Source organism: Streptomyces sp. Inha503 (assembly GCF_047215865.1).
In the GTDB taxonomy this organism is placed as follows: Bacteria; Actinomycetota; Actinomycetes; order Streptomycetales; family Streptomycetaceae; genus Streptomyces; species Streptomyces lycopersici.
Genome location: NZ_CP178360.1, coordinates 9,627,988 through 9,652,079, shown reverse-complemented (window position 1 = coordinate 9,652,079; position 24,092 = coordinate 9,627,988). Strand labels below are relative to the sequence as shown.

Here is a 24,092-nt window from a genome sequence, read left to right as displayed (position 1 = left end):
CACTTGCTCATGAGATGTCGTCCGGCGACGCTGGTACAAGCGGGCAAGGACACTCAAAACCGGGCCGGATTCAAATAACCACTGGATTCTGATAACTACCCTCACGCGTCTCTCTACGTGATGCGACTTTACGATGAATTGGCTGGGTGGAATGGTGGAGAACACAGCGCTTGCAGTATGCACTGATCCGAACAGGGTGTCATTGTCGGGGTTGTTCGAGGAGTGGGTGGAACGAGCCCCGGACACGGTGGCCGTGCTGTGCGACGAGCAGCGGTGGACCTACCGCGAAGTCAACGAACGCGCCAACCAACTGGCCCGACTCCTACTGAAGACCGGCGCCGGACCCGAACACCGAATCGCCCTGGCCCTGCCACGCTCCGCACAGACCATCACCGCAATCCTCGCCGTACTCAAAACCGGCGCCGCCTACGTACCACTGGACCCCGACTACCCCCAAGAACGCCTGGCCTACCTACTAACCGACAGCGACCCCACCGCCCTGATCACCACCACCGACATCGCCACCACACTGCCCCCGCCGAGCGATGCGGATGCCGCACCACGCGTGCTGCTCGACCACCCTGAAACCACCACCCGCCTGCGGCAACTGCCCGCCACCAACCTCACCCCCACCGAACAGCCCACCCCGCCCGACGCGCGCCACCCCGCCTACCTCATCTACACCAGCGGCTCCACCGGCACCCCCAAAGGCGTCACCATCCCCCAGACCAACCTCATCCACCTCTTCACCGCCACCCACCACTACTTCACCCACCCCACCCCACAAATCTGGTGCCAATTCCACTCCTACGCCTTCGACTTCTCCGTCTGGGAAATCTTCGGACCCCTCCTCCACGGCCACACCCTCATCATCCCCAACCACAACACCACCCGCTCCCCCCACGACCTCATCACCCTCATCCACCAACAACACATCACCACCCTCTGCCAAACACCCACCGCCCTCTACCACCTCATCAACACCCACCAACACAACCACCACCAACCCCTCCCCCTCCAACGCATCATCCTCGGCGGCGAACCCCTCGACCCCACCCGCCTCACCACCTTCCACCAACACCACCCCCACACCACCATCATCAACATGTACGGCATCACCGAAACCACCATCCACGCCACCCACCACCCCCTCAACCCAAACACCCACCACACCCCCAACACCCCCAGCCCCATCGGACACCCCCTCCCCCACCTCACCACCCACCTCCTCGACACCCACCTCCAACCCACCCCACCAAACACACCCGGCGAGCTCTACATCACCGGACCCACCCTCGCCCGCAACTACCACAACAACCCCACCCTCACCGCCACCCACTTCATCGCCAACCCCTACGGACCACCCGGCACCCGCCTCTACCGCACCGGCGACCTCGCACACCAACACCCCACCACCCACCAACTCCACTACCACCACCGCACCGACCACCAAATCCAACACCACGGCTACCGCATCGAACCCGCCGAAATAGAAAACACCCTCACCACCCACCCCCACATCACCCAAGCCGCCACCACCCTCCACCACGACCACCACGGCAACAAACACCTCATCGCCTACACCACCACCAGCCAGAGCGTTCACCGGGCGGCGGACGTGGTGGAGCAGCAGGTCGAGGAGTGGCGCGCGGTCTACGACTCCCTCTACGGGGACCGGGCCGCCACTTCGCTGAGCGAGGACTTCGTCGGCTGGGACAGCAGCTACGACCAGCGGCCCATCCCTCTGCGGGAAATGCGGGAGTGGCTGGCCACGACCGTGGACCGCATCAGCGCGCTCGGCCCGCGCGATGTTCTGGAGATCGGGGTCGGCACCGGTCTGCTCCTGTCACATCTGGCTCCGGACTGCGCAAGCTACTGGGGCACCGACGTCTCGCCCTCCGCCATCGCCGCCCTGGAACAGCGTGTGGCGCAGGATTCCGCGCTGGGCGCAGGCGACGGCCGGGTGACGCTCGAGTGCCGGCCCGCCCATGACTTCAGCACGCTGCCCGAGGGGCGCTTCGACACCGTCGTCATCAACTCCGTCGTCCAGTACTTCCCGAACATCGACTACCTGACCGATGTCATCACCCATGCCATGGCGCTCCTCAAGCCCGGCGGGAAGCTGTTCATCGGGGACGTACGCAACCATCGCCTGCTGCGCTGCTTCGCCACCGCGGTCGCCCTCACCCAGGCGTCCGCGGGGACCACGCCGGAGAGCCTGCGCGCCACCGTGGACAACGCCATCCGCCTGGAGCGGGAACTCCTGGTGGACCCGGAGTACTTCACCACCCTCACATCCGTCGTGCCCGCCATCGGCGCCGTCGACATCCGCGTCAAACGCGGCTCGGCACGCAACGAACTCACCCGGCACCGCTACGACGTCATCCTCACCAAGAGTCCCGTCACACTGCTCGCCACCGACCGTGCGCCGCATCTGCGGTGGGGTGAGGACATCCGTACGGTGGACGACCTGCGCGACGCGCTGACGGGGGAGCGCCGCCCACGAGCGTTGCGGGTGTCTGGTATCCCCAACACCCGGCTGACCGGCGAGCTCACCGCCCTGCGCCGGATCGACACCGGCGCCGACCCGGACGACGCCCGGCGCCACCTCACGGCAATGGCCCCGACGGCCGGGCACAACGGCGCCGGGACGGACCCGGAAGCGCTCCACCGGCTCGCCGAGACACACGGCTACGACCTGGCGCTGCGCTGGGCGGCCGACGAAGGGCGCCTCGACGGTGTGTTCATCGGCCTCAGCACTGACCTGCATAAGACGACCCTCGACATCGCCGCACCACCCTCCACCACACCTCGCCGTCCCGCCTCCGCCTACGCCAACGAGCCCGGACTCGCACACGGGAACGGTGCGATAGTCGCCTCGTTCCGGTCGTATCTCAGCGAGCGGCTGCCCGCCCATATGGTGCCCTCGGCGGTCATCGCGCTCGACCGGATGCCTCTCACGGCGAACGGCAAGCTCGACCGCGCGGCCCTCCCCGCGCCCGACTTCTCCGCGCTCGCTTCCGGACGGCCGGCGGCCACACCACTGGAGGCACGGCTGTGTGCTCTCTTCGGCGAGGTGCTCGGCCTCCCCGATGTGGGCGCGGACACGAGCTTCTTCAACTTGGGTGGCGACAGCGTCCTCGCCATGCGGCTGGTCAGCCGCGCCCGCGCGGAGGGGCTCGTCCTCACACCGGGGCAGGTCTTCCAGCACCGGACGCCGGAGGGCCTCGCCTCCGCCGCCCACTCCGGGAACGGCCCGGCGGCTCCGCCGCAGGAGCTCACCTCCGGGAACGCGGGGCCCTTGGTGACCCTCACCCCGATCGAATACGCGAGCCTGTCGGCGAATGCCACTCACGCCACCGATACGGCGGAGCTGTTGCCGCTGACACCTCTCCAGGGCGGACTGCTGTTCCACGCCGTGTACGACGAGGCGGCCCCGGATGTCTATCTGGTGCAGTTCACCTTCCACCTCGAAGGGGAGGTCAGCGGCGCACGCTTCCGACGGGCGGCGGACGCCCTGCTGCGCCGCCACCCGAACCTGGCCGCGTCCTTCCATCACCACGGACTGTCCCAGCCCGTGCAGGTGGTGGCGCCCGCTGTCCGCTCCGTCTGGCACGAGCTGGATCTCGGCGACCTTCCCGATGAGCAGCGCCCCGCCGCGTTCGACCGGTGGCTGGCCGAGGACCGCGCCACGCGGTTCGACCTCACCCGGCCGCCACTGATCCGCTTCGCCCTCGTCCGTTGGGGTGCGGACCAGTACCGGGTGGTGATGACCAGCCACCACATCCTGCTGGACGGCTGGTCCGTACCGCTCGTCGTCCAGGAGCTGTTCACGCTGTACGAACGGGACGGGGATGACTCGGGGCTGCCCGCCATCGCGCCCTACCGGGAGTACCTGGACTGGCTGCGGCGGCAGGACCGGGACGCGGCCCGCGCCGCCTGGCGCACGGCGCTGGCCGGTGTGGAGGAGCCCACCCTGCTGGCACCGGCCGATCCGGGCCGTACGACCGTGGCCCCCGACGAGATGGCCGTCGATCTGTCGGTGGAGCGGACCGCCCAACTCGAGCAGCGCGCCCGGCGGATGGGGCTCACCCTCAACACACTGGTGCAGGCCGCGTGGGCCATCCTGCTGAGCCGGCTGACCGGCCGCGACGACGTGGTGTTCGGTACGACGGTGGCGGTACGCCCGGCGGAAGTGGCGGGCATCGAGTCATTGGTCGGGCTGTGCATCAACACGGTGCCGGTACGGGTCCGGGTGCCGGTGGGCCGACCGGTGGAGGAGTTGCTGGCGGCCGTACAACGGCAGCACGGCGAGCTTTCCGCACACCACCATCTGGGGCTGTCGGAGCTACGGACCGCCGCCGGGACGGGGCAGCTCTTTGACACGGTTGTGGTCTTCGAGAACTACCCCGTGGGCGCCGGGGCCCATGCGCAGGCGGCCCGCGCCGGGCTGCGGCTGACGGCCACCGATGGCCAGGACGCCACGCACTACCCGTTGGCGGTGGTCGTGGTCCCGGGCGAACGGCTGCGGTTGCGCCTCGGCTACCGGCCGGATGTGTTCGAGGCCCCGGCCATACGGACGGTGGCACAGCGGCTGGTCCGCGTCCTGGAGGCCATCGCCGACGATCCCGGCCGGAACGTCGATCGGATCGATGTGCTCTTGGATGACGAGCGGAAACGGCTGGTGCCGCGCCGCGACGCCCGTGTCGCGGAGGCCGACCCGAAGGTGTCCTTGTCGGGGTTGTTCGAGGAGTGGGTGGAACGAGCCCCGGACACGGTGGCCGTGGTGTGCGACGAGCAGCGGTGGACCTACCGCGAAGTCAACGAACGCGCCAACCAACTGGCCCGACTCCTACTGAAGACCGGCGCCGGACCCGAACACCGAATCGCCCTGGCCCTGCCACGCTCCGCACAGACCATCACCGCAATCCTCGCCGTACTCAAAACCGGCGCCGCCTACGTACCACTGGACCCCGACTACCCCCAAGAACGCCTGGCCTACCTACTAGCCGACAGCGCCCCCACCGCCCTGATCACCACCACCGACATCGCCACCACACTCCCCACACCCAACCAGACCACACCACGCGTACTGCTCGACCACCCTGAAACCACCACCCGCCTGCGGCAACTGCCCGCCACCAACCTCACCCCCACCGAACAACCCACCCCGCCCGACGCACGCCACCCCGCCTACCTCATCTACACCAGCGGCTCCACCGGCACCCCCAAAGGCGTCACCATCCCCCAGACCAACCTCATCCACCTCTTCACCGCCACCCACCACTACTTCACCCACCCCACCCCACAAATCTGGTGCCAATTCCACTCCTACGCCTTCGACTTCTCCGTCTGGGAAATCTTCGGACCCCTCCTCCACGGCCACACCCTCATCATCCCCAACCACAACACCACCCGCTCCCCCCACGACCTCATCACCCTCATCCACCAACAACACATCACCACCCTCTGCCAAACACCCACCGCCCTCTACCACCTCATCAACACCCACCAACACAACCACCACCAACCCCTCCCCCTCCAACGCATCATCCTCGGCGGCGAACCCCTCGACCCCACCCGCCTCACCACCTTCCACCAACACCACCCCCACACCACCATCATCAACATGTACGGCATCACCGAAACCACCATCCACGCCACCCACCACCCCCTCAACCCAAACACCCACCACACCCCCAACACCCCCAGCCCCATCGGACACCCCCTCCCCCACCTCACCACCCACCTCCTCGACACCCACCTCCAACCCACCCCACCAAACACACCCGGCGAGCTCTACATCACCGGACCCACCCTCGCCCGCAACTACCACAACAACCCCACCCTCACCGCCACCCACTTCATCGCCAACCCCTACGGACCACCCGGCACCCGCCTCTACCGCACCGGCGACCTCGCACACCAACACCCCACCACCCACCAACTCCACTACCACCACCGCACCGACCACCAAATCCAACACCACGGCTACCGCATCGAACCCGCCGAAATAGAAAACACCCTCACCACCCACCCCCACATCACCCAAGCCGCCACCACCCTCCACCACGACCACCACGGCAACAAACACCTCATCGCCTACACCACCACCAGCCCGGATCACCGCGATACGCCGCCGGAGGAGCTGCGGTCGTATCTGGCGGAGCGGCTACCGGCCCATATGGTGCCCTCCGCGGTCATCGTCCTCGACGCGCTGCCCCTCACTCCGAGCGGCAAGCTCGACCGTGCCGCGCTGCCCGCGCCCGCCCGGCGCGCCGAAGGGGCCGGTGGGCGCCCGCCATCGACCCCGCACGAAGCGGTCCTCTGCCGTCTGTTCGCCGAGGTGCTGGGGGTGCCGGAGCCGAGCGTGGAGGAGGGGTTCTTCGCACTGGGCGGGGACAGCATCCTGTCCATGCAGCTGGTGAGCCGCGCCCGCCGAGAGGGGCTGGTGTTCACCCCCCGCCAGGTCTTCCAGCACCAGACCGTCGCCGCCCTGGCACGCCTCACCTCGCCAGCCGACGCCCCGGCCCCGGCGAACGCCCCCGCCAGCTCGGGCGGTCCGGCCACCGCCACGTCCCCGCTGCTCTCCCTCACCACCGAGGACGTGGCAGCGGTCGAGCAGAGGTTTCCCGGTGCCGTCGACACGTTGCCACTGACGGCTTTGCAGGAGGGGCTGCTCTTCCATGCCGCGTTCGACGAGGCGGCCCCGGACGTCTATCTGGTGCAGTTCGCATTCGACCTCGAGGGCGGTGTCGACCTCGAGGGCGGCGTCGACAGCGTCCGCTTCCGGCAGGCGGTGGACACTCTGCTGCTCCGCCATCCCCATCTGCGGGCCGGGTTCCTCCACCACGGCCTGTCCAGGCCGGTCCAGGTCGTGCCCCGCCATGCGCCGACACCGTGGCAGGAGATCGACCTCAGCGGTTTCTCCCCCGCCGAGCAGGACGGGGAGTACGAGCGCTGGCTGGCGGAGGACCGCGCCACGCGGTTCGACTTCACCCGGCCGCCACTGATGCGGTTCACGCTGTTCCACCTCGGCGGTGGGCGCAGCCGTCTGGTCATGACCCACCACCACATCCTGCTGGACGGCTGGTCGACCCCGGTCCTCGTACAGGAGCTGTTCTTCCTGTACGGGGAGGCCGGGGACGACCGTCTGCTGCCCCGCCCGGCGGCCTACCGCGACTACCTCGCCTGGCTCACCGCGCAGGACGCCACCGCCGCCCGCGAGGCGTGGCGCGAGGCGCTGGCCGGGGTGGCGGAGCCGACGTTGCTGGCTCCGGAGGCGTACGGGAGTACGGCGGTGGTCCCCCGGGAGTTCTGCCTGGATGTGCCCGTCGAGCTGACGGCACGGCTGACCCGGCGCGCCCGTGCCTCGGGGCTGACGCTGAACACACTGGTGCAGGTGGCGTGGGGGCTGCTGCTGGGGCGGCTGACCGGCCGCGACGATGTGGTGTTCGGGGCCACGGCCGCGGTGCGGCCACCGGAGGTGGACGGTGTCGAGTCGCTGGTCGGCCTGTGCATCAACACATTGCCGGTACGGGTTCAACTCGCCCCGGACCAGACGCTGTTGGCGCTGCTGGAGGCGGTGCAGGCGCGGCAGGCGGCGCTGTCGGAGCACCAGCATCTGGGGCTGATCGAGGTGCAGTCGCTCGCGGGGGTCGGCGAACTCTTCGACACGGTGCTGGTCTTCGAGAACTATCCGGTGCGGCCCGAGCGGGTCGGCGCGCCGGAGGACGGGCTGCGGGTGGTGGGCAGCACCGGCCGGGACGCCACCCACTATGCGCTGGCCCTGGTCGTCATTCCGGGCGAGTCCCTGCGGCTCCAGCTGGGCTACCGTCCCGATGCCTTCGGCCACTCGGCCGTACAGGAGCTCGCGCGGCGTCTGGTCCGGGTGCTGGAGAGCGTGGCGGACACCCCGGATCGGACGGTGGCGCGGCTCGACGTGCTGACCCCGACCGAGCGGGATCGCCTGCTGCGGCAGTGGGGCAACGCCTCGGCCGGCGTGACCGGAGCCGATGACACGGTGCTGCTGCCGGAGGTGTTCGAGCGCCAGGCCGAGCATACCCCGGCCGATGTGGCCGTGGTGTTCGAGGAACAGCGGCTCAGCTACCGGGAGTTGAACGAGCGGGCGAATCGGTTGGCCCGGGTGCTCGTCGCGGCGGGCGCGGGCCCGGAGACTCGGGTCGCCCTCTCCCTGCCCCGTGGCCCGGACGTGCTCATCACCGCGCTGGCCGTCCTCAAGGCGGGGGCCGCCTTCGTGTCCGTCGACCCGGACTACCCGCCGCGGCGCATGGCGTTCATGCTCACCGACAGCCGTCCGACCCTCCTGGTGACGACCGAAGCGATCGCCGAAACCCTGCCGGCTGAGGCGGCCACGATGCCACGGCTGCTGCTGGACACGGAGGACACGGCGGATGGGTTGGCACAGGCGGGGGCGGCCAACCTGACGGACGCGGACCGCGGGTGTCCACTGCTGCCGGACCACCCCGCGTACCTCTTCTACACCTCGGGTTCGAGTGGCAGGCCCAAGGGTGTGGTGGCGTCCCGGGGCGGTCTCGGCCGGTTCCTGCGGGCCATGGCCCGGCGTACCCCGCTCACCGGGTCGGACGCGGTGCTGGCGGCCTCCACGCCGTCGTTCGACGTGGTGGTGGTGGAGTGGTTCATGCCGCTCGCGGCAGGGGCCCGTATCGTCCTCGCCTCGGCGGCCCAGACGCACGATCCCGCCGCGCTGCTGGCGTTGATGGGCCGCCACGGGGTGTCGATGGCACAGGCCACGCCCACGCTGTGGCAGGCAGTGCTCGGCGAGGTGCCCGACGGTGACGACCATGCGAGGGTGCCGTCGGGGGTGCTGTCGGGGATGCGGGTCCTCAGCGGTGGCGAGACGCTGCCCTCCCCGCTCGCGCGACGGCTGCTCGCGCTGGGCGCCGAGGTGGTGAACCTGTACGGGCCCACCGAGACCACGGTCTGGTGCACCACGGGCGTCGTCCGGGCCGATGACGATGGCGCGCCGCGGATCGGGACGCCGCTGGACACCATGCGCGCGTACGTCCTGGACCGGCACCTGGGCCTGCTGCCACCGGGCGCGGTGGGCGAGCTGCACATCGCGGGTACGGGTGTGGCCCGCGGCTATTTCAACCATCCCGGCCTGACCGCGGAGCGGTTCGTGGCCGATCCGTACGGCCCGGCCGGGTCACGGATGTATCGCACCGGCGACCTGGTGCGCTGGGACGCGGACGGGCGGCTGGAGTACCTCAGCCGGGCCGACCGCCAGGTCAAGCTGCGGGGGTTCCGGATCGAGCCGGGAGAGGTCGAGGCGGTGCTGGCCTCGCATCCACATGTGGCGCGGGCCGCCGTGACGGTCCGCGAGGACCGGCCGGGCGACCCTCGGCTCGTCGGCTACTCCGTCGCCCGGCCCGGCCATGAACCGACCCCGGCCGAACTGCGCTCCTGGCTTCGCGAGCAGTTGCCGGAGCACATGGTGCCATCGGCGGTGGTTCCTCTGGACGCGTTGCCGCTGACGGCGAACGGGAAGCTGGACCGCAAGGCGCTGCCCGCGCCCGGCCCCGTCGGCGCCCCGGGCACCGGCCGGCCACCGGCCTCCCCCTGGGAGCGGCTGCTGTGCGCGCTGTACGCCGAGGTGCTTGGCGTGCCCGAGGTGGGCGTGGCGGACGGCTTCTTCGAGCTGGGCGGGCATTCGCTGCTCGCGATGCGGCTGATGGGGCAGGTCCGTACCCGTACCGGCGTCGACCTGGGCATCCGTGCGGTGTTCCAGGCGCCGACGGTGGAGCGGTTGGCGGAGGTGATCCAGGGCGCGGAACGGGACGTGGCTCGCCCGCCGTTGGGGCCGATGGCGCGTACGGGCCGCCTGCCGCTGTCGTATGCCCAGCAACGGCTGTGGTTCCTCGAGGAGTTGGAGGGCGATCGGGCGGCGACCTACAACATCGTGGTCGGTCTGCGGCTGCGCGGCCCGCTGGACCGGGAGGCGCTGATGGCCGCGGCGGGGGACGTCGTGGCCCGGCACGAGGTGCTGCGCACCGTCTATCCGCACGGGGACGACGGGCGGCCGTGGCAGCGGGTCCTGGGCCCGGATGCGGCCCGGTCCGCACTGCGCGCCGTTGTACGGAGCGTGCGGCCGGTGGCCGACGAAACGGACCCGGGCGGGGGCGCGGGCGGAGGCGCGTCCGGGGGCGCGGCCGTGGCCTCGGCCGGACGCGCTTCGGACGACGTGCTCGCTTCGGACGACGTGCTCGCGGCGGCGCTGGCCGAGGAAGCCGGGCGTGGCTTCCATCTGGCCGTCGAACTCCCCCTGCGCATAAGCCTGTTCCCGCAGGGCGCCGACGAGCATGTGCTGCTCGTGGTGGTCCACCACATCGCGGCGGACGGCTGGTCGCTGGAACCGCTCTTCGCCGACCTCGCCACCGCCTACCAGGCCCGGACGGCCGGTTCGGAACCGCCTTGGAGCGACGATCTGCCCCTGCAATACGCGGACTTCGGGCTCTGGCAGCGCCAGGTGCTGGGCGCGGAGGACCGGGATGACAGTGTGCTCTCCCGGCAGCTCGCGTTCTGGCGGGAGACGCTCGCGGAGCTGCCCGAGGAGCTACCGCTGCCGATGGACCGGCCACGGCCGCCGGTGGCCGGGCACCGGGGCTCGACCGTGGACATCGCCGTTCCGGCTCCGCTGCACCGGAGGCTGACCCGGCTGGCCCGGTCCCAGGACGCCAGCGTGTTCATGGTGGTCCAGGCCGCCCTCGCGGCCCTGCTGACGCGACTCGGCGCCGGGACGGACATCCCCCTGGGCACCGCGTTCGCCGGCCGCGACGAGGTGGCCGTACACGACCTGGTCGGCCCCTTCGTCAACACGCTGGTGCTGCGCACCGACACCAACGGGGACCCGGACTTCCTGACCCTCCTGGAACGGGTGCGGGAGACGGACGGAGCCGCGTACGCGCATCAGGAGGTGCCGTTCGAACGGGTGGTGGAGGCGGTCAACCCGGTCCGGTCCCTGGCCCGGCACCCGCTGTTCCAGGTGATGCTCACCTTCCAGAACCTCGGGGCGACCGAACTCTCCCTGCCGGGAGTGGCCGCCGAGCCACTGGAGGTGGCCACCGACACGGCCAAGTTCGACCTGGCCTTCGCGCTCGCGGAGACGCACACCGCCGAGAGCGGGGAGCCGAACGGCATCCAGGGCAGCCTCGAGTACGCCACCGACCTCTTCGAGCAGCACACGGCCCAGGCGATCGTCGACCGCCTGCTGCGTGTGCTGGACACCGTCGCGGACCGTCCCGACCAGACCCTGAGCCGGATCGACCTCCTCGGCCACGACGAGCGGGAGCGGCTGCTGGGCTGGGGTACGGGTGCCTCGGTGGCGGGCGCCGGGGCGGAGGCGGGCGCCGGGGCAGGGGTGGGAGCGGGGCGGGTGCTGCCGGGGCTGTTCGAGGAACAGGCGGCACGTACTCCGCAGGCCACGGCGGTGGTCTTCAAGGACGACAGGGTGTCCTACACCGACCTCAACGCTCGCGCCAACCGACTGGCCCGGCTGCTCATCGAGCACGGCGCCGGACCGGAAACACGTATCGCACTGGCCCTGCCACGCTCCATCGAACTGATCACCGCCGTACTCGCCGTCACCAAAGCCGGAGCCGCCTACGTACCCCTCGACCCCGGCTACCCACCAGACCGCATCACCTTCATGCTCCACGACAGCCAACCCACCCTCCTCCTCACCACCAGCACACTCACCAACACCCTCCCCACCAGCGCCACCACCCTCCCCTGGCTCCTCCTCGACACCGAAGACACCCACACCCGAGCGGAAAGCCACGCCGCGAGAAACGTGTCCGACAACGAACGGCCGACACCGCTCACGCCCGCGCATCCGGCATACGTCATCTACACCTCGGGCTCGACGGGCACGCCCAAGGGGGTGGTCGTCTCCCACGCCAATGTGGTGGACCTGGTGGCCTGGGCGCGCAACGATCTCGGCGCGGACCGGTTGGCGCAGGTCAGGGCGACGACGTCCTTCACCTTCGACGTCTCCGTCTTCGAACTGCTCGTACCGCTCACGCTCGGCGGCACGGTGGAACTCGTCCCCGATCTGCTCTCCGCGGCCGCCGATCCCGGGCTACTGAGTGCCGGTGGTCTGCTGAGTGCCGTTCCCTCCGTCCTGGCAAGTCTGCTCTCCACCCAGCAGCAGACCGAAGACCCGTCTCTCGACACGATCGTCCTGGCGGGCGAAGCCCTCTCCCCCCAGCTGCTGGCCACCGCGCAGTCCCGGTTCCCCGAGGCGCGCATCGCCAATGCCTACGGCCCCACCGAGGCGACGGTCTACGCCACGGTGTGGCACTCCGACGGGGCAACACACACCTCTGTGCCCATCGGCTCCCCGGTGCCGAACTCCCGAGTGTTTGTGCTGGATGCGGGGTTGGGTTTGGTTCCGGTGGGTGTGGTGGGCGAGTTGTACGTGGCCGGGTGCGGAGTGGCGCGGGGGTACTGGGCACGGCCGGGACTGACCGCGGAACGGTTCGTGGCCTGCCCGTACAGTACGGCCGGCGGGGAGCGGATGTACCGGACCGGGGACCTGGTGCGATGGACACCTGGTGGGGAGTTGGAGTTCTGCGGGCGGGCCGATGAGCAGGTCAAGGTCCGCGGATTCCGCATCGAGCTCGGAGAGATCCAGGCCGCCCTCACCACACATCCAGGTATTGGGCAGGCCGTGGTGACCGTCCGCGAGGACCGCCCCGGCGACCGCCGCCTCGTCGCCTACCTCACCCCAACGCAGACGGGGAGCGAGCCGCCCCCCGCGGCGGAGATCCGGACCCAGCTGGCCAACCGACTGCCCCACTACATGATCCCCGCCCACTACGTCCCGCTCAACCACCTGCCACTGACCGCCAACGGCAAACTCGACCACGCGGCCCTCCCCATCCCCGCCTCGGAGGGCACCAGCGAACGAGCCCCTGCGGACGGGCATGAACGCACGCTGTGTGAGCTGTTCGCCGACATCCTCGGCCTTCCCCAAACGGGGCCGGATGACGGGTTCTTCGCGCTGGGCGGCGACAGCATCCTGTCCATCCAACTCGTCAGCCGCGCCCGCCAACAGGGGCTACTCCTCACCCCACGCCAGGTCTTCCAACACCAAACCCCAGCCGCCCTGGCCACAGCGGCAACCCACATCCCCACCACCACCGCTCCCACCCGCCACGAAACCGGCACCGGCACCCTCCCCGCCACCCCCATCATGCGAGAGCTCTTCGAACGAGGCGGACCCTTCACCACCTACCACCAATCAGTCCTGCTGACCGTTCCCGCCGACCTCGACCAACAGCGCCTCGCCACCGCACTGCAAACCGTGATCGACCACCACGACATCTTCCGCCTCACCCTCAACAGTGCAGAAAGCGAAGAACCCGAACTGCGCATACCGCCGCCAGGCAGCATCAACGCTGCGAGCCTGCTCCACCACGCCGACCTCACCGGCCACCCCGACATCCCCGCCGCCATCACCGAGCACCAGGCCACCGCCCAAGCCCGCCTGGACCCCACCCGTGGCGTCATGCTCCAAGCCGTCCACCTCACCCTCGGACCCACCACCCCCGGACGACTCCTCCTCCTCGCCCACCACCTCGTCATCGACGGCGTCTCTTGGCGCATCCTCATCCCCGACCTCACCCACGCCTACCACCACCCCACCAAAACCGGACCAACCCTGGAACCCGTCCCCACCTCCTACCGCACCTGGGCCCACTACCTCACCCAACAAGCCCACCACCCCACCCACACCACCACACTCCACCACTGGACCCACACCCTCCAACCCCACCCCCACACCCCCACACCACCAACCCCCACACCCATCCCCACCCACCAACTACACCACCACACCACCACCCTCCCACCCGAACACACCCAACCCCTCCTCACCATCACACCCACCCACTACCACGCCGCCATCAACGACATCCTCCTCACCGCCCTCACCCTCGCCCTCACCCACCCCGACATCAACCCCCACCCCAACCCCGACAACAGCATCCTCATCAACCTCGAAAGCCACGGACGCCACGAACTCACCCCCCACCTCGACCTCACCCGCACCATCGGCTGGTTCACCACCCTCCACCCCACCCGACTCCACCCCGGACCCGCCACCTGGCACGACATCACCCACAACACACCCCACCTCACCACCGCACTCAAAACCATCAAAGAAACCCTCCGCACCACACCCCACCACGGCACCACCTACGGACTCCTCCGCCACCTCAACCCCACCACCAAAACCCACCTCACCCACCTCCCCCAACCCCCCACCACCTTCAACTACCTCGGCCGCTACACCCCCACCACACCCACCACACCAGACACCACCCAACCCTGGCCCCACGCACCCGAAACCACCCCCCTCAACGGCAACACCGACCCCAACCTCCTCCACCACACACCCCTCGAAATCAACACCCACACCCAAGACACCCCCCACGGACCCCAACTCACCACCACCTACACCTACAACCCCCACCACCACACCACCCACCACATCACCCAACTCGCCCACCACTGGCACACCGCACTCAAAGCCCTCACCACCCACACCCAACACCACACCAGCAGCCGAACCCCCTCCGACCTCCCCCTCCTCACCCTCACCCAACACGACATCAACAACATCGAAGACTGGTGGAGGAACGCCTGATGGACAAGCGCGAGCTGGAAGACGTCCTCCCGCTGACCGCGGTCCAGGAGGGGTTGCTGTTCCACGCCGTGTACGACGACGCCGCGCCGGATGTCTATCTGGTGCAGCTCTCCTTCGAGCTCGAGGGCCCCGCCACCCCCGCGCGGTTCCGGCGGGCGGCCGAGGCACTCGTACGGCGCCATCCGCCACTCCGGGCGGGTTTTCTCCACCATGGCCTTTCGCAGCCCGTCCAGTTCGTACCGCGTGAGGTGCCCCTCCGTTGGCACGAGGCCGATCTCAGGGAGCTGGACGAGGAGGAGCGGCGCGGTGAGCTTCAGCGGTGGCTGGTCGAGGACCGGGGCACCCGCTTCGACCTCACCCGTCCGCCCCTGATCCGTTTCGCGCTCTTCCGGCTGGGCGACGACCGCTTCCACCTGGTTCTGACGCATCATCACATCCTGCTCGACGGATGGTCGCTGCCCCTGGTCGTCCAGGAGTACTTCGCCCTCTACGACCACAACGGCGATGAGTCGGCGCTCCCCCGGGCGGTGCCCTATCGCGCCTATCTGGAGTGGTGTGGACGCCAGGACCGTGACGCGGCGCGCGAGGCGTGGGGCAGGGCGCTCGCGGGGCTGGAGGAGCCCACTCTGCTCACCTCCGCGGCCCCCGGCCGGACCGCGGTCCCCCCGGAGGAGTTCTCGTTCGACCTGCCCACCGAGCTGGCCGAGCAACTCACTCTGCGGGCACGGCGTTTGGGGCTCACCCTCAATACGCTGGTGCAGGCAGGGTGGGGGATTCTGCTGGGTCGGCTGACCGGGCGGGACGATGTGGTGTTCGGCACCACGGTCTCCGGGCGGCCCGCCGAGATCCCCGGTGTGGAGTCCATGGTGGGGCTGTTCATCAACACCGTTCCGCTGCGGCTGCGGATGGATCCGCGTGAGCCGGTGTCCGCGCTGCTCAGCCGGTTGCAGGAGCAGCAGGCGCGGCTCCTGGACCACCAGCACCTCGGGCTCGTCGAGATCCAGCGGCTGGCGGGGATCGGATCGGGCGAGATCTTCGATACCACCACCGTGTTCGAGAACTATCCCCTCGACGAGGGGCGGCTGCTGGATCCCACCACGGAGCTCAGGACGCTGTCGGTGGAGAGTTACGACGCGACCCACTACGCCCTGGCGCTCATGGTGATTCCGGGAGAGCGGCTGCACATCCGGATGGGGTACCAGCCGGACCTGCTGGCGCGGGAGGCGGTCGAGTCGGTCGCGGAGCGGCTGCTGCGGGTGCTGCGGATGCTGGTGTCGGACACCGATCCGCGGGTCGGAACGGTCGATCCGCTGGCTCCGGGCGAGCGCGAGCTGATGTTGCGCACATGGGGCGGGGCGCGTACGGAGCCCGTGGAGCGGGCGGAAACGGTGGCGCCACTGCTGGCGGAAACGGTACCGCCGCTGCTGTTCGAGGAGCAGGTGCGCAGGACTCCCGAGGCCGTCGCGGTGGTGCACCGGGACACCAGGCTGACGTACGCGGAGGTGAACCGGCGTGCCAACCGCCTCGCCCGGCTGCTGGTGGCTTCCGGAGCGGGAGCCGAGACGCGGGTGGCACTCGCCCTTCCGCCCTCGGCCGACATGGTCGTGGCCGTCCTCGCCGTCCTCAAGGCCGGGGCCGCGTTCGTACCACTGGATCCGGATCACCCGGCGGAGCGCATCGCCTTCGCCCTCGCCGACAGCCGTGCCACGCTGCTGGTGACCGCTGACGGCCTCGTCGAAGACCTGCCGCCGGGCGCGCCGTCCGTGGAGCGCCTGGTCCTCGGGGCGGATGGCACCTTGGCCCGGCTGCGGGGGCTGCCCGCGCACGACCTGTCCGACGCCGAACGCGCGTTTCCGCTCGACGCCCGCCACCCGGCCTATGTCATCTACACCTCCGGGTCCACCGGCACCCCGAAGGGTGTCGAGGTTCCGTACGGCAATGTGGCGCGGCTCTTCGGCGCCGCCCGGGAGCAGTTCACCTTCGGTGAGACGGATGTGTGGTGTCTGTTCCACTCGTACGCCTTCGACTTCTCCGTCTGGGAGATGTGGGGGGCGCTGCTGCACGGTGGCCGGCTGGTGGTGCCGGACAAGGAGGTGACCCGCTCCCCCGAGGACCTGCTGCGCCTGCTGGTCAGCGAGGGGGTGACGGTGCTGTGCCAGACGCCGTCGGCCCTGTACCAGCTGATCGCCGCCGATCAGGACCTGCCCTCGCTGGGGTCGGAACTGGCCCTGCGGTACATCGTGCTCGGCGGGGAGGCCCTGGATCCCGCGCGGCTGGCGGGCTGGTACGTCCGCCACCGCGACGACGCCCCCGTCGTGGTCAACATGTACGGCATCACGGAGACCACGGTCCATGTCACCGCCCGTCGACTCGGCCACGCGGACGCCGTACCGGGGACTCCGAGTGTCATCGGGCGGGGGCTGACGGATCTGGCGGTGTACGTACTCGATCCCGGGCTGCGGCTGGTTCCGCCCGGGGTGGTGGGCGAGCTGTATGTGGCGGGGGCGGGGCTGGCGCGGGGGTATACGGGGCGTGCGGCGATGACCGCCGAGCGGTTCGTCGCCGATCCCTTCGGCCCGGCGGGCACCCGGATGTATCGCACCGGCGACCTCGTGCGGTGGGACGGCGAGGGCCGTCTGGAGTTCGTGGGACGTGCGGACGATCAGGTCAAGGTGCGGGGTTTCCGTATCGAACTCGGTGAGATCGAGGCCGCCCTGTCGGCGCACCCCGAGGTGGCGCAGGCCGCCGCCACCGTCCGCGAGGACCGTCCCGGCCACCGGCGCCTGGTGGCCTACGCGGTGCCCGCACGTCGCTCCGGCCCCGACGGCGACCTGGCCGGCCGGCAGGTGGAGGAGTGGCGCACGGTCTACGAGTCGCTGTACCGGGACCGCGCCGCGACCGTCCTGCGGGAGGACTTCGTCGGCTGGGACAGCAGCTATGACCAGCGGCCCATTCCGCTGCCGGAGATGCGGGAGTGGCTGACCACGACCGTCGACCGGATCATGGAGCTGGAGCCGTGCCGGGTGCTGGAGATCGGGGTTGGCACCGGGCTGCTCATGGCTCGCCTGGCACCGCACTGTGAGGCGTACTGGGCCACCGATGTGTCGCCCGCGGTCATCGGTCACCTGCGGGAGCGGATCGCGGGCGATCCGGCCCTGGCGGACCGCACACGGCTGCGCTCCCAGCCCGCGGCCGACTTCACCGGTCTGCCCACCGGCCGGTTCGACACCATCGTGCTCAATTCGGTCGTCCAGTACTTCCCCAGTGTGGAGTATCTGGTCGAGGTGGTGGCCGGGGCGATGCGACTGCTCGCGCCCGGTGGCCGGATCTTCATCGGCGATGTGCGCAACGCCCGTCTGCTCCGCTGCTTCGCCACGGCCGTCGCCCTGGCCCAGGCCGCGCGCGGCACGACGAACGAGAGCCTACGGTCCACGGTCGACAAGGCGATCCGGCAGGAGCGCGAACTCGTCGTCGACCCCGACCTCTTCGCCACCCTTCCGTCCCGGCTGCCCGAGGTGGCGGCGGTCGATGTGCGGATCAAACGTGGCCATGCGAGCAATGAGCTCACCCGCCACCGTTACGACGTGGTCCTGGTCAAGACGCCTGCTCCGGAGGCACCGGGGGCCGGGCTCCGGGTGGTCGACGCGATGGCGCGGCAGTGGGGCGAGGAGGTGCGCACCACCACCGAAGTGGCGGAGGCCCTGGAGCGCCACCGGCCCCGGATGCTGCGGGTGAACGGCATTCCCAACGCCCGGCTCGCGGACGAGCTGGAGGCGTTGCGGCAACTGCGGCACGGAGTGGCGCCGGACGCCATCCGCGAGGCGGCCACCGCGGGGCCGGAGCCCGGGGCGTCCGCTCCGGAGGCCCTGCACGAGCTCGCCGCGGGTCTGGGCTACCGTGCCGCTCTCACCTGGTCCGACAGCGACGGTTGTCTCGACGCGGTCTTCGTGGACACGGCGGCGGGTGTGGACCATCGCGTGCTCGACCAGTCTGTGCCGCCATCCGCGACGTCCGCGACGTCCACGTCGTCCGCGACATCCACGTCGTCCGCGTCGTCCGTTCAGGGCAAGGGACTCCGTCCGCTGCGCTCGTACGCCAACGACCCCGGGGCCTCCCATGAGCTGGGCGGACTCGTGGCGTCCCTCCGGGCCCACCTCGCCGCGAACCTGCCCGACTACATGCTCCCGTCCGCCCTCATGACGCTCGACGCGCTGCCGCTGACCACGAACGGGAAGCTCGATCGCGCCGCGCTGCCCGTGCCCGACCCCGGGGCCGACCGAACCACCGGCCGAACCACCGGCCGGGCCGCGGCGACACCGCGCGAGAAGACCCTGTGCGCCCTGTTCGCCGAGGTGCTGGGGCTCGCCGAGGTCGGAGTGGAGGAGGAGTTCTTCGCGCTGGGCGGGGACAGCATCATCTCCATCCAGCTCGTCAGCCGCGCCCGCCGGGAGGGGCTGGTGCTCACTCCCCGCCAGGTCTTCCAGTACAAGACGCCCGCGGCACTCGCCACCGTGGCCCGTACGCCCGACGAGCCGGCCGCCGAGGGGCTGGGCCGCTCCGAGGCGGCGCTCGTCCGGCTCTCCCGGGCGGAGTCGGAGACCGTCGAGCGGAAGGCCCCGGGCAGTGTGGAGGTTCTGCCGCTCAGCCCGCTTCAGGAGGGGTTGCTGTTCCACGCCGTGTACGACGACACGGCCCCGGATGTGTATCTCGTCCAGCTCTGCCTGGAACTGGAGGGCCCCTTCGACGCGGGCCGGTTCCGCGTGGCCGCCGACGCGCTGCTGCGCCGGCATCCGCATCTGCGCGCCGCGTTTCTGTACGACGGCCTGTCCCATCCCGTCCAGGTCGTCGCCGGTGCGGTGTCCGTGCCGTGGCAGGAGGTGGACCTCACGACGGTCGCGGAAGGCGAACACCGGGAGGCGGTGGAGCGGTGGCTGGCCGAGGACCGCTCCGTACGGTTCGACCCGGCGCGGCCACCGCTGGTCCGTTTCGCGGTCCTGCGTGGCGGCCCGGACCGGCACTGGCTGGTCATCACCAACCACCATCTGCTGTGGGACGGGTGGTCGGTGCCTTTGGTCCTGCGCGAGCTGTTCGCGCTGTACGAACGGTCCGGTGACGCGACGGACCTGCCGCGGCCGGTGCCCTACCGCGACTATCTGGCCTGGCTGGGGCGTCGGGACCGGGAGGCCGCCCGCGCCGCCTGGCGCACGGCGCTGGAGGGGCTGACCGAGCCCACGCTGGTCGCCCCCGCCGCTCCGGGGCGTGCCGCGATGTGGCCGGAAGAGTACTCCACCGATCTGTCCCCCGAGCTGACCGCGCGGCTCTCACAGCGCGCCAGGCGCTCGGGGCTCACGCTGAACACCCTCGTCCAGGCGGCGTGGGGGCTGGTCCTCGGGAGGCTCACCGGGCGGGACGACGTGGTGTTCGGCACCACGGTCTCGGGCCGCCCCGCGGAGCTGCCGGGTGTGGAGGCCATCGTGGGCCTGTTCATCAACACCGTGCCGGTCCGGCTGCGCATCGATCCCCAGGAGTCTTTGGGCGGGCTGCTCTCCCGGCTCCAGGAGGAGCAGACGGAGCTGCTCGACCACCAGCACCTGGGGCTCGCCGAGATCCAGCGGCTGAGCGGAGTGCGCTCCGGGGACCTCTTCGACACGACGACGGTCTTCGAGAACTACCCCATCAACCAAGGGCAGTTGCTCGATCCAGGCAGGGAACTGAGGACGGTCGACATCACTGGGCGCGACGCCGTGCACTACGCCCTGTCCCTGCTGGTCATCCCCGACGAGCGGCTGCACATGCGGCTCGGCTACCGTCCGGACCTGTTCGGGCACGAGGGCGTCACGACGATCGCCGACCGCCTGGTGCGGGTGCTGGAGGCCATGGCCCTCGACCCTGATGTCAGGGTCGGGCGGGTCGACGGCTGCTCCGAGGTGGAGCGGGAGCGGCTGCTGGGCTGGGGTACGGGTGCCTCGGTGGCGGGCGCCGGGGCGGGAGCGAGCGCCGGGGCGGTGGCGGGCGCCGGGGCAGGGGTGGGAGCCGGGGTGGGAGCGGGGCGGGTGCTGCCGGGGCTGTTCGAGGAACAGGCGGCACGTACTCCGCAGGCCACGGCGGTGGTCTTCGAGGACGACAGGGTGTCCTACGCCGACCTCAACGCTCGCGCCAACCGACTGGCCCGGCTGCTCATCGAGCACGGCGCCGGACCGGAAACACGTATCGCACTGGCCCTGCCACGCTCCATCGAACTGATCACCGCCATACTCGCCGTCACCAAAGCCGGAGCCGCCTACGTACCCCTCGACCCCGGCTACCCACCAGACCGCATCACCTTCATGCTCCACGACAGCCAACCCACCCTCCTCCTCACCACCAGCACACTCACCAACACCCTCCCCACCAGCGCCACCACCCTCCCCTGGCTCCTCCTCGACACCGAAGACACCCACACCCGAGCGGAAAGCCACGCCGCGAGAAACGTGTCCGACAACGAACGGCCGACACCACTGACACCCGCGCATCCGGCATACGTCATCTACACCTCGGGCTCGACGGGCACGCCCAAGGCGGTCGTGGTCCCGCACGGAGCCATCGTCAACAACCTGCTGTGGCGGATCGGGACCTTCGGCTGGACCGAACATGACCGCTTCCTCATGCGGACACCGATGAGTTTCGACGTCTCGGTGTGGGAACTCTTCTGCCCGCTGCTCACCGGCGGAAGCATCATCGGCACCGACCCCGATCACCACGCAGACCCCGGCCATCTGCTGTCCGCCGTCGAACGTCACGGGGTCACGGTGGTGCACTGTGTGCCGACCCTGCTGCGGTTGCTGCTGGAGTGGGAGGGAGCACGGCGGCTCTGCGCCTCCGTACGCCACGTCGTCTGCGGTGGCGAACCGCTGACCGCCGATCTGCGCGACTCCTTCGTCGCCACGCTTCCGCATGCGCGGCTGCACAACTCCTACGGCCCGACCGAGACCACCGTCGACACGACGGGACACCTCACCACTCCAGAGGACACGGGCCCACCACCGATCGGCACACCCGTCGGCAACACGCGCTTGTTTGTGCTGGATGCGGGGTTGGGTTTGGTTCCGGTGGGTGTGGTGGGCGAGTTGTACGTGGCGGGGTGCGGAGTGGCGCGGGGGTACTGGGCACGGCCGGGACTGACCGCGGAACGGTTCGTGGCCTGCCCGTACGGTACGGCGGACGGGGAGCGGATGTACCGGACCGGGGACCTGGTGCGATGGACACCTGGTGGGGAGTTGGAGTTCTGCGGGCGGGCCGATGAGCAGGTCAAGGTCCGCGGATTCCGGATCGAGCTCGGAGAGATCCAGGCCGCGCTGACGGCCCATCCCGGTGTCGGACAGGCCGTGGTGACCGTCCGCGAGGACCGCCCCGGCGACCGCCGCCTCGTCGCCTACCTCACCCCAACGCAGACGGGGAGCGAGCCGCCGCCCGCGGCGGAGATCCGGACCCAACTGGCCAACCGACTGCCCCACTACATGATCCCCGCCCACTACGTACCACTGGAACGCCTGCCGCTGACCGCCAACGGCAAACTCGACCACTCCGCCCTACCCGCCCCCACACCGGCAGCCACCGGCAGCGGTCAAGGACGAGCCCCTGCCGGTGCTCACGAACGCACGCTGTGCCAGTTGTTCGCCGACGTCCTGGCCATACCCGAGGCCGGGCCGGATGACGGGTTCTTCGCGCTGGGCGGCGACAGCATCCTGTCCATCCAACTCGTCAGCCGCGCCCGCCAAGAAGGACTACTCCTCACCCCACGCCAGGTCTTCCAACACCAAACCCCAGCCGCCCTAGCCACAGCGGCAATCCTCGTCCCCACCACCGTTCCGGCCCGCCACGAATCCGGCACCGGCACCCTCCCCGCCACCCCCATCATGCGGGAGCTGTTTGAACGAGGCGGGCCCTTCACGACCTTCCACCAATCGGTCCTGCTGACCGTTCCCGCCGACCTCGACCAACAGCGCCTCGCCACCGCACTGCAAACCGTGATCGACCACCACGACATCTTCCGCCTCACCCTCAACAGTGCAGAAAGCGAAGAACCCGAACTGCGCATACCGCCGCCAGGCAGCATCAACGCTGCGAGCCTGCTCCACCACGCCGACCTCACCGGCCACCCCGACATCCCCGCCGCCATCACCGAGCACCAGGCCACCGCCCAAGCCCGCCTGGACCCCACCCGTGGCGTCATGCTCCAAGCCGTCCACCTCACCCTCGGACCCACCACCCCCGGACGACTCCTCCTCCTCGCCCACCACCTCGTCATCGACGGCGTCTCTTGGCGCATCCTCATCCCCGACCTCACCCACGCCTACCACCACCCCACCAAAACCGGACCAACCCTGGAACCCGTCCCCACCTCCTACCGCACCTGGGCCCACTACCTCACCCAACAAGCCCACCACCCCACCCACACCACCACACTCCACCACTGGACCCACACCCTCCAACCCCACCCCCACACCCCCACACCACCAACCCCCACACCCATCCCCACCCACCAACTACACCACCACACCACCACCCTCCCACCCGAACACACCCAACCCCTCCTCACCACCACACCCACCCACTACCACGCCGCCATCAACGACATCCTCCTCACCGCCCTCACCCTCGCCCTCACCCACCCCGACATCAACCCCCACCCCAACCCCGACAACAGCATCCTCATCAACCTCGAATCCCACGGACGCCACGAACTCACCCCCCACCTCGACCTCACCCGCACCATCGGCTGGTTCACCACCCTCCACCCCACCCGACTCCACCCCGGACCCGCCACCTGGCACGACATCACCCACAACACACCCCACCTCACCACCGCACTCAAAACCATCAAAGAAACCCTCCGCACCACACCCCACCACGGCACCACCTACGGACTCCTCCGCCACCTCAACCCCACCACCAAAACCCACCTCACCCACCTCCCCCAACCCCCCACCACCTTCAACTACCTCGGCCGCTACACCCCCACCACACCCACCACACCAGACACCACCCAACCCTGGCCCCACGCACCCGAAACCACCCCCCTCAACGGCAACACCGACCCCAACCTCCTCCACCACACACCCCTCGAAATCAACGCCCACACCCAAGACACCCCCCACGGACCCCAACTCACCACCACCTACACCTACAACCCCCACCACCACACCACCCACCACATCACCCAACTCGCCCACCACTGGCACACCGCACTCAAAGCCCTCACCACCCACACCCAACACCACACCAGCAGCCGAACCCCCTCCGACCTCCCCCTCCTCACCCTCACCCAACACGACATCAACAACATCGAGAGCGACCTCGAAGCCGAGTGGGCGGACCTGGAGGAGTGAGAGCCGCTCAGCGCCGGGGCGCCACGCCCCGG

At 69.8% G+C, this 24,092-nt stretch carries 2 protein-coding genes; both read left to right on the top strand.

Annotated features, from left to right (window positions below):
* The first annotated feature begins 226 nt into the window (after window positions 1–226).
* Entirely contained in the window at window positions 227–14,692 is a 14,466-nt protein-coding gene (locus ACJX2R_RS40825) for an amino acid adenylation domain-containing protein (protein WP_413104173.1), read from the top strand.
* Entirely contained in the window at window positions 14,692–24,060 is a 9,369-nt protein-coding gene (locus ACJX2R_RS40820; RefSeq protein ID WP_413104172.1) for an amino acid adenylation domain-containing protein, read from the top strand. The genes ACJX2R_RS40825 and ACJX2R_RS40820 overlap by 1 nt, the downstream gene beginning before the upstream one ends.
* Window positions 24,061–24,092 lie beyond the last annotated feature (32 nt).